Source organism: Limimaricola sp., assembly GCF_016125575.1.
Classification (GTDB): Bacteria; Pseudomonadota; Alphaproteobacteria; order Rhodobacterales; family Rhodobacteraceae; genus WGLM01.
The window spans coordinates 732,202-745,527 of record NZ_WGLM01000005.1 but is presented as its reverse complement, the minus strand read 5'-3'; the positions used below and the strand labels follow the sequence as shown (position 1 = coordinate 745,527).

Annotated in this window: 12 protein-coding genes; 9 read left to right on the top strand and 3 right to left on the bottom strand. The window is 65.8% G+C overall.

Annotation, left to right across the window (positions count from 1 at the left end; all coding sequences use genetic code 11):
• Positions 1-9 precede the first annotated feature (9 nt).
• Complete coding sequence (locus GC146_RS15150) at positions 10-771, bottom strand: SDR family NAD(P)-dependent oxidoreductase (protein ID WP_291840469.1); 762 nt, start codon at positions 769-771, stop codon at positions 10-12.
• Positions 772-973: 202 nt separating this feature from the next.
• Here GC146_RS15150 and GC146_RS15145 point away from each other — a divergent pair, with 202 nt between their 5' ends.
• From GC146_RS15145 to GC146_RS15105, 9 genes are all read left to right on the top strand, one after another.
• Positions 974-1,426 carry an isoprenylcysteine carboxylmethyltransferase family protein gene (locus GC146_RS15145; protein ID WP_291840467.1) on the top strand — a complete coding sequence of 151 codons (453 nt, stop codon included), beginning with the start codon at positions 974-976 and terminating at the stop codon, positions 1,424-1,426.
• An 82-nt stretch (positions 1,427-1,508) separates the two neighbouring features.
• Positions 1,509-3,080, top strand: coding sequence for a Re/Si-specific NAD(P)(+) transhydrogenase subunit alpha (locus GC146_RS15140; protein ID WP_291840464.1), 1,572 nt, complete (start codon positions 1,509-1,511; stop codon positions 3,078-3,080).
• Positions 3,081-3,093: 13 nt separating this feature from the next.
• A complete protein-coding gene (locus GC146_RS15135) occupies positions 3,094-4,527 on the top strand; it encodes an NAD(P)(+) transhydrogenase (Re/Si-specific) subunit beta (protein WP_291840461.1) in 1,434 nt (477 codons plus the stop codon).
• Between the two features lie 260 nt (positions 4,528-4,787).
• The gene (locus GC146_RS15130) at positions 4,788-5,957 is read left to right on the top strand and encodes a type III PLP-dependent enzyme (RefSeq protein WP_291840458.1); all 1,170 of its coding nucleotides are present in this window, start codon (positions 4,788-4,790) and stop codon (positions 5,955-5,957) included.
• A 104-nt stretch (positions 5,958-6,061) separates the two neighbouring features.
• Positions 6,062-7,342, top strand: a complete 1,281-nt coding sequence (locus GC146_RS15125) for a DUF3422 domain-containing protein (RefSeq protein ID WP_291840455.1) — start codon at positions 6,062-6,064, stop codon at positions 7,340-7,342.
• 41 nt (positions 7,343-7,383) lie between these two features.
• Positions 7,384-8,733 carry an FAD-binding oxidoreductase gene (locus tag GC146_RS15120; RefSeq protein WP_291840453.1) on the top strand — a complete coding sequence of 450 codons (1,350 nt, stop codon included), beginning with the start codon at positions 7,384-7,386 and terminating at the stop codon, positions 8,731-8,733.
• Positions 8,734-8,828: 95 nt separating this feature from the next.
• Positions 8,829-9,113: a hypothetical protein gene (locus tag GC146_RS15115; RefSeq protein ID WP_291840450.1), complete on the top strand. Its 285-nt coding sequence runs from the start codon at positions 8,829-8,831 to the stop codon at positions 9,111-9,113.
• An 87-nt stretch (positions 9,114-9,200) separates the two neighbouring features.
• Positions 9,201-10,364 (top strand): M20 aminoacylase family protein, encoded by a 1,164-nt coding sequence (locus GC146_RS15110; protein WP_291840447.1) that lies wholly within the window; start codon positions 9,201-9,203, stop codon positions 10,362-10,364.
• Positions 10,365-10,412: 48 nt separating this feature from the next.
• Positions 10,413-11,861, top strand: coding sequence for an aldehyde dehydrogenase (locus GC146_RS15105; RefSeq protein ID WP_291840444.1), 1,449 nt, complete (start codon positions 10,413-10,415; stop codon positions 11,859-11,861).
• A 15-nt stretch (positions 11,862-11,876) separates the two neighbouring features.
• On the opposite strand, the gene GC146_RS15100 is transcribed toward GC146_RS15105, so the two are convergent.
• Entirely contained in the window at positions 11,877-12,167 is a 291-nt protein-coding gene (locus GC146_RS15100; RefSeq protein ID WP_291840441.1) for a DUF2934 domain-containing protein, read from the bottom strand.
• A gap of 57 nt (positions 12,168-12,224) precedes the next feature.
• Positions 12,225-13,235 carry a GTP 3',8-cyclase MoaA gene (gene moaA, locus GC146_RS15095; protein WP_291840439.1) on the bottom strand — a complete coding sequence of 337 codons (1,011 nt, stop codon included), beginning with the start codon at positions 13,233-13,235 and terminating at the stop codon, positions 12,225-12,227.
• Between the last annotated feature and the right edge of the window lie 91 nt (positions 13,236-13,326).

The following is a 13,326-nucleotide window of genomic DNA, read 5'->3' as shown; positions in this document are numbered from 1 at the left end:
CGGGCGGGATCAGGAGACCTGACCCCCGGCGATCTGGATGGTCTGGCCGTTCACACTGCGAGCCGCCTCGGAGCAAAGCCATAGCGCGGCACCGGCGATCTCGTCCACTTCGAGCAGGCGGCGGTGACGGTTGGCCTTGGCCAGAAGCTGCGTCGCCTCCTCGGGGGTGCGGCCGGTATGGGCGGCGATGGCGGCGGCGTTGCGGGTGACGATGGGCGTATCGACATAGCCGGGGCAAAGCGCGTTGAAGGTGACGGGGCCGCCCATGTATTCCTCCGACAGCGCGCGGATCAGGCCTATTACGCCGTGCTTGGACGCGGAATACTGCACCGCGCCCTGCAGGCCCCGCACGCCCGCGATGGAGGAGACGGCAATCATCCGGCCCCAGCCGTCCTTGGGCAGGGTCGCGAGCGCGGCCTGCAGCGTCAGGAACACGCCATCAAGATTCGTCTCCATCGTGCGGCGCCAGTCGGCCAGCGTGAGCTTGGCGAAAGGCTTGCCCTCGGCGATGCCGGCATTGGCGATGCAGATGGCGATGGGTCCGCGCGCGGCGGCGGCGGCGGCGATGCCCCTGCGCACGGCGGCCTCGTCGGTCACGTCCATTTCCAGGGGATGCAGGCGCGGCCCTTCGGCGGCCACGGCGGCCAGCGCCGCGCCGTTGCGGCCGGTGATCGTCACCTCGGCTCCGGCCTTGGCCAGCGCCAGCGCGATGGCCCGCCCGATGCCGGTCCCGCCACCGGTGACCAGCGCGTGACGTCCCTGATGTTCCATCGCTGTCCTCCCCTGCGCCGCGCCAGCCTAGACCGGGGCGCGGGCGGGGTCGAGAGGGGGCGCCGCGCGCGGTGCGGCGGCGGCGGAAAGGGGGGCGCTGCCCCCCTCTGCCTGCGGCATTCACCCCCCGGGATATTTGCAAGGCAAAGGCACCGGCACGGCGGCGCTTGACCGGGGCCGGGCGGCAGGGCAGGAGAAGGCAATGAGGACCTGGATCGACATCCCGCCTGCCTGGCTGATTGCCGCGCTTGCCCTTGCCTGGGGCATCGGGCGGGCCGATCCGTGGGGGCTGTCCTTCGGCGGGGCCTGGGCCGATTTCGCGGCGGGGCTGTGCATCGGCGGCGGGCTGATCCTGATGCTGCTGGCCGTGATCGAGATGCGCAAGTGGCGCACCACGGTCATCCCTCATCGCGAGGCGGCGCACCTGGTGACCTCGGGCATCTTCAAGCGCACGCGCAACCCGATCTACCTTGGCGATGCGCTGGTGCTCTTGGGGGCGATCCTGCGCTTCGACGCGCCGCTTGCCCTGCCGCTGGTGCCGGTCTTCGTCTGGTGGATCGAACGGCATTTCATCATCGCCGAGGAACGCCGCCTGCGCGGCCAGTTCAAGGCTGAGTTCGCAAGGTATTGCACCAAGACGCGCCGCTGGCTTTGAGCCGGGCGCGCACGCGCCTTGTCGAATGCGGGCGCGCTCTATAACAAGAGCGATGATCTGCGGACGAGGGGGGACCAGGGCCTTGAAGATCGGTGCACCGAAGGAAATTCACGAGGGCGAGGCCCGCGTGGCGATGACGCCGGCCTCGGCGCGGGAGTTGCAGAAGCTGGGGCATACCTGCCTGGTCGAAAGCGGCGCGGGTCTTGCCGCGGGCTTTGCCGACGCGCTTTATGCCGAGGCCGGGGTCGAGGTGGTCAAGACCGCCGCAGCGCTGTGGAAGGCCGCCGACGTGGTCGTCAAGGTGCGCCCGCCCGAGGGGCCCGAGCCCAAGCGCCTGCGCAAGGATCAGCTGCTGATCTCGTTCTTCTATCCCGCGCAGAACAAGGACCTGCTGGAGCAGGTCAAGGATACCGGGGCCAATGTCATTGCCATGGACATGGTGCCGCGAATCAGCCGCGCGCAGAAGATGGATGCGCTGTCGTCGATGGCCAATATCGCGGGCTATCGCGCGGTGATCGAGGCGGGCAACAACTTTGGCCGGTTCTTCACCGGACAAGTGACGGCCGCGGGCAAGGTGCCCCCCGCGAAGGTACTGGTCGTGGGTGCGGGCGTGGCGGGCCTTGCCGCGATCGGCACGGCCACTTCGCTGGGCGCAGTGGTCTATGCCTTCGACGTGCGGCCCGAAGTGGCAGAGCAGATCGAATCGATGGGTGCGAATTTCGTCTTCCTCGAATTCGAGGAGGCGCAGGATGGTGCCGCGACCGGTGGCTACGCCGCGCCCTCGTCGCCGGAGTTCCGCGAGAAGCAACTGGCGAAGTTTCGCGAACTGGCGCCCGACATGGACATCGTCATCACCACCGCCCTGATCCCAGGCCGCGATGCGCCCAAGCTGTGGTTGAAGGACATGGTCGAGGCGATGAAACCCGGCTCGGTCGTCGTCGACCTTGCCGCCGAGCGGGGGGGCAACTGCGACCTGACGGCGCCCGACCAGAAGATCGTCAGCGACAACGGCGTGACGGTGATCGGCTATACCGATTACCCCAGCCGGATGGCCGCGCAGGCCAGCACGCTTTACGGCAACAACATTCGCCACATGATCTCGGACCTGACGCCGGGCAAGGACGGCGCCATCGTCCACAACATGGAGGACGACGTGATCCGCGGCGCTACCGTGGCCTTCGAGGGCGCTGTCACCTTCCCGCCGCCGCCGCCAAAGGTGCAGGCGATTGCCGCGGCACCGAAGAAGCCCGCCGCCAAGGAACTGACGCCGGCCGAGAAGCGTGCGCAGGAAGTGGCGCTGTTTCGTAAGCAGACCCGCAACCAGGTGGGCCTGCTGACGGTGGGCGGCGTTCTGCTGCTGGCACTGGGCCTTGTCGCGCCTGCCGCCTTCATGCAGCACTTCATCGTCTTTGTGCTGTCGGTCTTCATTGGCTTCCAGGTGATCTGGAATGTCAGCCATTCGCTGCATACGCCGCTGATGGCGGTGACCAACGCGATCTCGTCGATCATCATCCTTGGCGCGCTGTTGCAGATCGGCTCCGGCTCGTTCCTCGTGATCTTGTTGGCGGCACTTTCGATCTTCATGGCCGGGATCAACATCTTCGGCGGCTTCCTTGTCACCCGGCGCATGCTCGCCATGTTCCAGAAATCCTGAGGGGGCCGCGTCGATGGAATACGGTTTCACTACGGCCGCCTACGTTGTTGCGGCGGTACTTTTCATCCTCTCGCTGGGCGGGCTTTCCGGGCAGGAAAGTGCCAAGCGCGCGGTCTGGTACGGCATCGTCGGCATGGCGCTGGCGGTGGCGGCCACGCTGATCGGGCCGGGCGCTGGCCTCTGGCCGCTGTCGATCGTCCTGATCGCGGGTGGCGGCATCATCGGCTACTACATCGCGATGCGGGTGCAGATGACAGAGATGCCGCAACTTGTTGCGGCGATGCATTCGCTGGTGGGTCTTGCTGCCGTCTTCGTGGGCTACAACGCCTATATCACCGCCGCACATATTGCGGGGATGCCGCAAGAGACGCGCGACGCCCTGACAGGTTTTGCCGCCATCGTCGCGCACAAGACCCCGACAGAGCTTTCAATCCTGCGGGTCGAGCTGTTCCTCGGCGTCTTTATCGGCGCGGTGACCTTCACCGGCTCGGTCATCGCCTTCGGCAAGCTGGCGGGCAAGGTGACCTCGAAGGCGCAAAAGCTGCCGGGCGGTCACATGCTCAACGCAGGCGCCGCGGCGTTGTCAGTGATCCTGCTGATCCTGTTCATGAACGGGGCAGGGGCCTGGGCGCTGATCCTGATGACGCTGGCCGCACTTTTCATCGGCTATCACCTGATCATGGGGATCGGCGGCGCGGACATGCCCGTCGTCGTCTCGATGCTGAACAGCTATTCGGGCTGGGCGGCGGCGGCGATCGGCTTCAGCCTTGGCAACGACCTGTTGATCGTGACCGGCGCGCTAGTGGGCTCGTCGGGTGCGATCCTGTCCTACATCATGTGCAAAGCGATGAACCGGTCCTTCGTCAGCGTGATCCTTGGCGGCTTCGGCAACACCACGGGCCCCGCGATGGCCATCGAGGGCGAGATGATCGCCATCGACGCCGATGGCGTGGCGGCCGCGCTGAACGAGGCCGACAGCATCATCATCGTGCCGGGCTACGGCATGGCGGTGGCGCAGGCGCAGCAATCGGTCGCGGAACTGACGCGCAAGCTGCGCGCGGCAGGCAAAGAGGTGCGGTTTGGCATCCACCCCGTCGCGGGTCGTCTGCCGGGGCACATGAACGTGCTTCTGGCCGAGGCCAAGGTGCCCTACGACATCGTGCTGGAAATGGACGAGATCAACGAGGATTTCCCCTCGACAGATGTCGCCATCGTCATCGGTTCGAACGACATCGTGAACCCGGCCGCGCAGGACGATCCCAACAGCCCCATCGCCGGGATGCCGGTGCTGGAGGTCTGGAAGGCCAAGCAGGTCTTCGTCAGTAAACGCGGGCAGGGCACGGGCTATTCCGGCATCGAGAATCCGCTGTTCTTCAAGGACAACACGCGGATGTTCTACGGCGACGCGAAGAAGTCGATCGACGAACTTCTGCCCAAGATCGCCTGACGCGCCGGTCCCCATGTCGCGGCGGGGGGCACCCTTGCCGCGACATGTGCGAGTCAACCCGGTGCTCGGAAAAATAATTATGCCGGGTGCAGAAAATTTCCTTGCAATGAAGGGCCACAGGTCCAATTAAGCGCGCATAGACGCCAACGCACGCGCCTCTGGCCGCAAGCAGTCCAACGCAGAACGTGTTTACGTAGCGACGGTAACGTCTCCCTTGGAACTGAGCGGCCATACATGGCCGGGTCTTTTGGAGATGTCCGATGACTGCACAAATCGCCGACGCGCAAGCGTCGCGTCATGCCCCCTCGTCCCGCCTGACCAGCTTTGTCGAGAAGACCGAATTCGACAGGCCAACGCTGGTTCTCGATGTCGATCGTGTTGAAGAGCAGTTCGGCGCGCTCAAGGCCGGACTGGGCCGGGCCGACATCCACTATGCCGTCAAGGCAAACCCCGCCCGCCCGATCATCGAGCGTCTGGTGCGGTTGGGCAGCCATTTCGATGCTGCCAGCCGTGGCGAGATCGAGACCTGCCTGAGCCTTGGCGCGGACCCCGAGACCATTTCCTTCGGCAACACGATCAAGCGGCCGTCGGATATTGCTTTTGCCTGGAATGCCGGGATCACGCTGTTTGCCGCCGATGCCGATGAAGAGCTGGAGAAGATCGCCGAGCATGCCCCCGGCGCGCAGGTCTACATCCGCCTGATCGTCGAGGTCAGCCAGGCCGACTGGCCGCTGACGCGCAAGTTCGGCTGCGACAAGGACACCGCTGTTCGCTTGCTTGATTACGCCAAGGAACTGGGCCTCGACCCGGTCGGCTTTTCCTTCCACGTCGGCTCGCAGACCCGCAAGGCCGAGATGTGGGCCCCCGCGCTGGATGCGCTGGCGGTGACGTGGAACGCGGCGAAAGAGGCGGGCCACGCGCTGACGCTGCTTAACATCGGCGGCGGTTTTCCGGCCTTCTATGGCGAAGCGATCGAGGCGCCGACCGAATACGCGCGCCACGTCATCGAACTGGTGACGGAACGTTTTGGCGATGTGCCCCGCATCATGGCCGAGCCGGGCCGTGGCATGGTGGCCGAGGCGGGCGTGATCGTGGCCGAGGTGATGCTGGTCAGCCGCAAATCCGACCGCGACGTGCACCGCTGGGTCTACCTCTCCATCGGCCGCTTTTCGGGTCTGGCCGAGACCGAGGGCGAGGCGATCCGCTACCAGTTCGAGACGCCGCGCGACGGAGACCCGACCGGTCCCTGCATCGTTGCGGGCCCGTCCTGCGACAGCGCCGACGTGCTTTACGAAAAGCGCCCGATGCAGCTGCCGCTGACGTTGAAGTCGGGGGACCGCGTGGTGATCCGCAATACCGGCGCCTATACCTCGACCTACTCGTCGGTGAACTTCAACGGTTTCCCGCCGCTTGACGTGGTTTGCATCTGAACGGCCCTATCCCCGCGCGGCAGAGCATGTCGTGCGGGGTTTGCTGTTTACAGTGCCGCGCGCCTAGCTAGGTTGAAGGCGAACCCGCCCAGCAAGGTCCGCCGATGCCGCCGATCCCTGACCATCCCCTGCGCTACGCGATGGCCAACGAGCTGCATGCGCGCCCGTTCCCGAACCTGCGCGCACCCAGCCGGGCAGCCTATCTTGCGATGAAGCCCGCGCAGAACGCCGCCGGGCGCGACCGCGAGGCGGACCGGCTGCACCTGATATCCCTTCTGGACCGTTTTGGCGCGCCCCATCCCCAACCGGGGGCCACCCATTACTTTGGCGAGATAGGCCGGCATCGGCTGAAATGGGAAAGCCATACCGAGTTCGTGACATATACCATCCTTGGCGATGGCGTGGCCGAACGGCCCTTCGATGCCGCGACGTTCGGCGTCTTTCCCGATGACTGGCTGAGCGAGGCACCCGGAACCCGTGTCACCTCGGCGCTGATCCGGATCGAAGAGTTGACGGACGAGGCCTCGATCCTGCCCAAGGTCGAAGACTGGTTCGTGCCAGAAAGCGTGGCGGTCAGCCGGGTGATTGACGGACAGCTGGTGATTGCCGCAGATTTCCGCATCGACGTTACTGGCCACATGCGCTTTGCCGTCTTCGCCGACCCCGAAACCGGCGACAGGCGGATTGGCCGGGTCGTACAACGTCTGTGCGAGATCGAGACATACAAGGCGATGGCGATGCTCGGTCTTGCCCGGGCACGGGCGCTGTCGGAACAGATGGGTGTGATCGACGGCCAGTTGTCCGCGCTGATCGCGCATATGGCCGACGAGACCGCGCAGCCCGCCGAAACACTTCACGAATTGCTGGCCGTCTCGGCCCAGTTGGAAAACATCGTGGCACAGTCGCAATTCCGTTTCGGGGCCACGGGCGCCTACGAGACAATCGTCAATCAGCGCATCGACGTGCTGCGCGAAGAGCGCATTGCAGGACGGCAGACCTTTCGCGAATTCATGACCCGGCGGTTCGACCCGGCGATGCGCACCGTCAAGTCGACCGAGGCCCGGCTTCATGCGATGTCGGCCCGTGCGGCGCGCGCCGCCGACCTGTTGCGCACCCGCGTGGACGTGCAACGCTCGGCCCAGAATCAGGAATTGCTGACCAGCATGGACAAGCGCGCCGACCTTCAGTTGCAGCTGCAGAAAACGGTCGAGGGGCTGTCGGTCGTGGCGATCAGCTATTACGCGCTGAACCTTGTCACCTACCTTCTGCTGCCGCTGGCCGAGGCGCAGGAAGTGCCCAAGGAATGGGTCATGGCCGGGGCGACGCCCGTGGTCGTGCTGGCCGTCTGGCTGATGGTCCGCCGCATCCGCAGACATTTCCACTAGGGCGCCGTGACGATGCGACCCAGCCCGACAGGCCCCTGACCATGTATGCGCCTTTTCCCATTTCCGAGGCGACGCCGGTTGCTCATCCCGGCCCCTTGCCCGCCAGCGCCGACGCGGTGGTGATCGGTGGCGGCATTGCCGGGGTGATGACGGCCTGGAACCTCGCGCAGCGGGGCTTGCGTGCCGTGCTGGTCGAGAAGGGCCGCATCGCGGGCGAACAATCCTCGCGTAACTGGGGCTGGATCCGCCAGCAGGGCCGCGACCCTGCCGAGCTGCCGATCATGATCGAAGCCGCAGCCGAATGGCGCCGGATTGCGCCGACGCTCGACACCGATATCGGGCTGCGCCAGACAGGCGTGCTCTACCTTGCCGAGAAACAGGCGCAGATCGCGGCCTACGAGGATTGGCTGACACACGCCCGCGCGCATGACCTCGACACCCGGCTGCTTGGCGCGGCAGAGGTGACCGCGCTGTTGCCGGGTGCCACGAAACGTTGGCAAGGCGGGCTTTGGACTGCGTCGGACATGCGGGCCGAGCCGTGGCTGGCAGTGCCCGCGCTGGCGCGCGCGGCAGCCCGCGACGGTGTAGTGATCGTCGAGAATTGCGCGGCGCGGGGCATCGACGTGGCCGCGGGCCGGGTGGCCGGCGTGGTGACTGAACAGGGCCGCGTCGCGGCACCCGCCGTGGTTGTTGCAGGCGGGGCGTGGTCGTCGCTTCTGCTGCGGCGGCACGGCATCGCCATTCCGCAGCTTTCAGTGCGGGCCACTGCAGCGGCGACGGCCCCCTTGCCCGAGGTTTTTGCGGGCGGCGCGGTGGATGATGAGTTTGCCTTCCGCCGCCGTGCCGATGGCGGCTACACGCTGGCCCCGGCCGATTTCCACGAGATGTTCATCGGGCCGGATGCCTTTCGCGCGCTGCGCCGGTTCCTGCCGCAACTGGCCGCCGATCCCTTCGGCACCCGCTATTACCCGGCCGCGCCGCGGGACTATCCCGATGCGTGGGGGACGCCGCGGCGATGGTCGGAGGATACGGTCAGTCCGTTCGAGCGGATGCGCGTGCTCAATCCCGCGCCCAATGCGCGCAAGCTGCGCGAACTGGCGGCGCGGTTTCAGGAGCTTTATCCAGCGCTGGGGCCGGTGGCCCTGCGCACCGGATGGGCGGGAATGATTGATACATTGCCCGACGTGGTGCCGGTCCTTGACCGGGCCGAGGCGCTGCCCGGCCTTGTTATCGCAACGGGGCTTTCGGGGCACGGCTTTGGCATTGGGCCGGGTGTTGGGCGCGTGGCCGCGGCATTGGTTGCGGGCGACGATCCGGGGCACGATCTGCACCGATTCCGGCTTTCGCGGTTTTCCGACGGGTCACGGCTGGAGCTTGGACCTACCCTATAAGCGGCCCTCTGTGGCCCAATTGACGACATATTGTCTGGCTAGGCTCTGCTGGACGATTGAACTACCCCGACCAGGATTGGTCAACGGAGCCAAGGTTGACGAGATACTCTATCAAGACCGGTGCCTTGCGGCGGCCCAGACGTTTCCTGCGCCGCTTCATGTTGCGCGAGAGCGGTGCGGTGACGGTGGAGTGGGTGGTACTTTGTGCTGGCATCGTCGGCCTTGGGGTGGCCGTGCAGACGACGATCGCCGGGGGCGCCCAGATCGAGGCGCAGAAGCAGGCGCGCTGCATGAAGATCGTTGGCAACGTGACCAATAACGACAGGCTCGACTACCAGACACAACTGGCGCGCGCGGCCAAGCGCTGCGGCAGGCTTTAGCCTCCGGGTACTGGCGGGCCCGTCTTGTGCCTTGGGGGGATTTGCGCCAGCATGTGTGCAACCCTTCCCCACAGAGCACCCAGCGTCATGCCCGCCAAGAACCGTTTTGCCGAAATGCTGCCCGAGATCGCCGCGTGGCGGCAGGACATCCACGCCCATCCCGAGATCCTGTTCGAAACGCATCGCACCGCCGCTTTGGTGGCCGAGAAGCTGCGCGAATTCGGCTGCGACGAGGTGGTGACGGGCATTGGCCGCACCGGCGTGGTGGGCGTGATCCGGGGGCGCAGCACGACATCGGGCCGGGTGATCGGCCTGCGCGCCGACATGGATGCGCTGCCCATCACCGAGGCTACGGGGCTGCCCTATGCATCGACCGTGCCGGGCGCGATGCATGCCTGCGGCCATGACGGCCATACCGCGATGCTGCTGGGTGCTGCGAAATACCTTGCCGAGCAGCGCGCCTTCGATGGCACCGTCGTGGTGATCTTCCAGCCGGCCGAAGAGGGGGGCGGTGGCGGGCGCGAGATGTGCGCCGACGGGTTGATGGAGCGTTTCGGGGTCGACGAGGTCTATGGCATGCACAATTGGCCGGGCTTGCCGCTTGGCCGTTTTGCCATTCGTCCCGGCCCGTTCTTTGCCGGGACCGACCAGTTCGAGATTACGGTGACCGGCAAGGGCGGCCATGCCGCCAAGCCGCATGATGCGGTGGATTCCACGCTGGTCGGTGCGCAGATCGTGGTGGCCTTGCAATCTATTGTCAGCCGTAACGCCGATCCGGTGGAGCAGGTCGTTGTTTCCGTCACGTCGTTCCAGACATCCTCGACCGCGTTCAATGTGCTGCCCGCGCGGGTCACGCTGCGCGGCACGATCCGCACGCTGGACCCCGCAATGCGCAAGATGGCCGAAGAGCGGCTGATCGCGCTGGCAACAGGCACGGCGGGGGCCTTTGGCGCGCAGGCCGAGGTGAAAATGCTGCACGGTTATCCGCCGATGGTGAACCACGCCACGCAGACCGACTTTGCCGCAGAAGTGGCGCGCGATATTTCGGGAGCTTGCGACGATGCGCCACTGGTCATGGGGGGCGAGGATTTCGCCTACATGCTGGAAGAGCGGCCCGGTGCCTATATCCTCGTCGGCAATGGCGACAGCGCGCAAATCCACCACCCCGAATACAATTTCAACGACGAGGTGATCCCGGCCGGTTGCAGCTGGTTTGCGGGTATCGTCGAGGCGCGACTACCACCGGGTTAAGCCGAGCGGGCCAGTTTTCGGGGCAAAGGCCCCATGCAGGAGGACATGATGAGCGACACGCAGCTTCTGATCGGTGGCGAGATGGTACCCGCCGCCGAGGGCCATACCTTCACCCGCCACGACCCGGTGACCGGCAAGATCGCAACCCACGCCGCTGCTGCAGGTCCAGCCGATGTCGACCGTGCGGTGGCCGCGGCGGCGGCCGCCTTTCCGGCATGGTCGGAAACCGGGCCGGGCAAGCGCCGCGAGATCCTGATGAAGGCGGCCGACATCCTTGCCGCCCGCACCCCCGATTTCATCGAGGCCGGCATCGCCGAGACCGGGGCCACGGGCCCGTGGATCGGGTTCAACGTGATGTTCGCGGGCCAGATCCTGCGCGAGGCCGCGGCGATGACCACGCAGATCAAGGGCGAGGTCGTGCCTTCGGACAAGCCCGGCAACATCTCGATGGCGATGCGCCAGCCGGTTGGTGTGTTGGTGGGCATGGCTCCGTGGAACGCGCCGGTGATCCTCGGGATGCGCGCCATCGCCATGCCCATCGCCTGCGGCAATACCATCGTGCTGAAAGCGTCGGAGAAATGCCCGCGCCTGCACATGATGATCGGCGAATGCCTGACCGAGGCCGGGCTGCCGGCGGGCGTCCTCAACGTGCTGACTCATGCCGCAGAGGATGCGCCGGCGGTCGTCAAACGGCTGGTTGAACATCCGCAGGTCAAGCGGGTGAATTTTACCGGCTCCACCCGCGTGGGCCGGATCATTTCGGAACTGGCAGCCCCATTGTTGAAGCCGGTGCTGCTGGAACTGGGTGGTAAGGCGCCGTTGGTGGTGCTGGACGACGCCGATCTGGACGCCGCCGTCAATGCTGCGGCCTTCGGTGCGTTCATGAATCAGGGGCAAATCTGCATGTCGACGGAACGGATCATCGTCGATGCGGGCATTGCCGACGATTTCGCGGCCCTGTTCTCGGCAAAGGCGGCCGGTCTGCCCCATGGCGATCCGCGCGGGCCGGTCGTTCTGGGCTCGGTCGTGGACCGCGACACGATTGTGAAGGTTGACGCGCTGATCGCGGACGCGATCGAGAAGGGGGCATGGCTGGTGACGGGCGGCGCTGGTGAAGGCACGATCATGCCCGCGACCATCGTCGATGGTGTCACGCCCGAGATGCGGCTTTTTCGCGAGGAAAGCTTTGGTCCGGTCGTCTGCATTGTCCGCGCACGCGATGCCGATCACGCGGTGGAACTGGCCAACGATACCGAATACGGGCTGTCGGCCGCAGTGTTCGGGGCCGATATTCGCCGGGCGATGTCAGTGGCACGGCGGATCGACAGCGGCATCTGTCATATCAACGGCCCCACTGTGCATGACGAGGCGCAGATGCCTTTCGGTGGCACGAAAAGCTCGGGCCATGGCCGTTTTGGTGGCAGCGCGGGCATCGACGCCTTTACGGAGTTGCGCTGGATCACGATCGAGGATCCGAACCAGCACTACCCCTTCTAGGGCAAAGCCCAGGGCCTATTTCTCGGCGGCCTTGCGGCGGCGCGTTGCGGCAGGTTTGGCAGGCTCTTTCGCCGCTTTCGGGGCCGCTTTCGGCTTGGCTGTGGCCTTGGCGGCGCGGGGTTTGGCGGCCTTGGCCGGGCCGTCAAGTTTTACCGCCGTTTTGGGCTTGCTTGCAGCTTCGGCGCGGAACCGTGCCTCGGCGGCCAGCCAGTGATGGTAATCGCGGCCCTGGGGCCGGCCCTCGGCCTCCCATATCTGGTAGGCGGTCTCGCGGATCTTGTCTTCGTCGGACTTTCCGGGTGCCATGTTAAACTCCTTTCGGGCAACGTTGGGAGGTCAGTCTAGCGTATGAGGCAAACGGCGTCAGCCGCCCGTGTGGCTCATGTGGCGGCTGATCTGGCCGTCAACGCGTTGGCGGGAATAGTCGAAGTCGTGGCCTTTCGGTTTCAACCGGATCGCGGCACGGATCGCCTCGGTCAAAACGGCGTCGTCGGTGCTCGCGCGCAGGGGCGCACGCAGGTCGGAATGGCCCTCTTGCCCGAGGCAGGTATAGATCTCGCCGGTGCAGGTGACGCGCACGCGGTTGCAGCTTTCGCAGAAATTGTGCGAGAGCGGCGTGATGAAGCCGATCTTCTGCCCCGTCTCTTCGACGCGCACGTAACGCGCAGGCCCGCCCGAGCGTTCGGCGAGATCGGTCAGGGTGAAACGTTCGGCCAGTTGCGCGCGCAAGTCCTTGAGCGACCAGTACTGGTCCAGCCGGTCCTCGTTGCCGATGTCGCCCATCGGCATCACCTCGATGAACGTCAGGTCCATGTCGTGGGCGGCGGCGAAATCGACAAGGGGGAAAAGCTCGTCATCATTCACGCCTTTCAGCGCGACGACGTTGATCTTGACCCGCAGTCCTGCCGCCTGCGCGGCGTCGAGGCCACGTAGCACCTGGTCGAGGCGGCCACGGCGCGTGATCTTGGTGAACTTTCTCTCGTTCAGCGTGTCGAGCGAGACATTGACCCGCCGCACGCCGGCTGCCGCCAGTTCGCCCGCGTATTTCTCCAGCTGGCTGCCATTGGTGGTCAGCGTCAGCTCTTTCAGGGCACCGCTGTCGAGATGCCGTGTCATCGCGCGGAAGAAGGTCAGGATATCTCGCCGCACGAGCGGCTCGCCCCCGGTGATGCGCAGCTTTTCCACGCCGAGGCCGATAAAGGCCGTCGCCAGCCTGTCGAGCTCCTCCAGCGTCAGAAGTTCTGCCCTCGGCAAGAAGGTCATCGTTTCGGACATGCAGTAAACGCAGCGGAAATCGCAGCGGTCGGTCACCGACACCCGCAGGTAGCGGATTGCACGCTGGAACGGGTCGATGAGCGGGGCAGGTTGATCCATGAGCGGAACCTATGCTTGCGCCGGGGGCGCGACAAGGGCGGCGTTGCGCACGGCGGGGCCGGGGCCTAGTCTGGCGGTATGAAAGCCCTTG

Coding starts and splice junctions, on each gene's coding strand:
- GC146_RS15150 (WP_291840469.1), bottom strand. CDS start 771: ATGGAACATCAGGGACGTCACGCGCTGGTCACCGGTGGCGGGACCGGC.
- GC146_RS15145 (WP_291840467.1), top strand. CDS start 974: ATGAGGACCTGGATCGACATCCCGCCTGCCTGGCTGATTGCCGCGCTT.
- GC146_RS15135 (WP_291840461.1), top strand. CDS start 3,094: ATGGAATACGGTTTCACTACGGCCGCCTACGTTGTTGCGGCGGTACTT.
- GC146_RS15130 (WP_291840458.1), top strand. CDS start 4,788: ATGACTGCACAAATCGCCGACGCGCAAGCGTCGCGTCATGCCCCCTCG.
- GC146_RS15125 (WP_291840455.1), top strand. CDS start 6,062: ATGCCGCCGATCCCTGACCATCCCCTGCGCTACGCGATGGCCAACGAG.
- GC146_RS15120 (WP_291840453.1), top strand. CDS start 7,384: ATGTATGCGCCTTTTCCCATTTCCGAGGCGACGCCGGTTGCTCATCCC.
- GC146_RS15110 (WP_291840447.1), top strand. CDS start 9,201: ATGCCCGCCAAGAACCGTTTTGCCGAAATGCTGCCCGAGATCGCCGCG.
- GC146_RS15105 (WP_291840444.1), top strand. CDS start 10,413: ATGAGCGACACGCAGCTTCTGATCGGTGGCGAGATGGTACCCGCCGCC.
- GC146_RS15100 (WP_291840441.1), bottom strand. CDS start 12,167: ATGGCACCCGGAAAGTCCGACGAAGACAAGATCCGCGAGACCGCCTAC.
- moaA (WP_291840439.1), bottom strand. CDS start 13,235: ATGGATCAACCTGCCCCGCTCATCGACCCGTTCCAGCGTGCAATCCGC.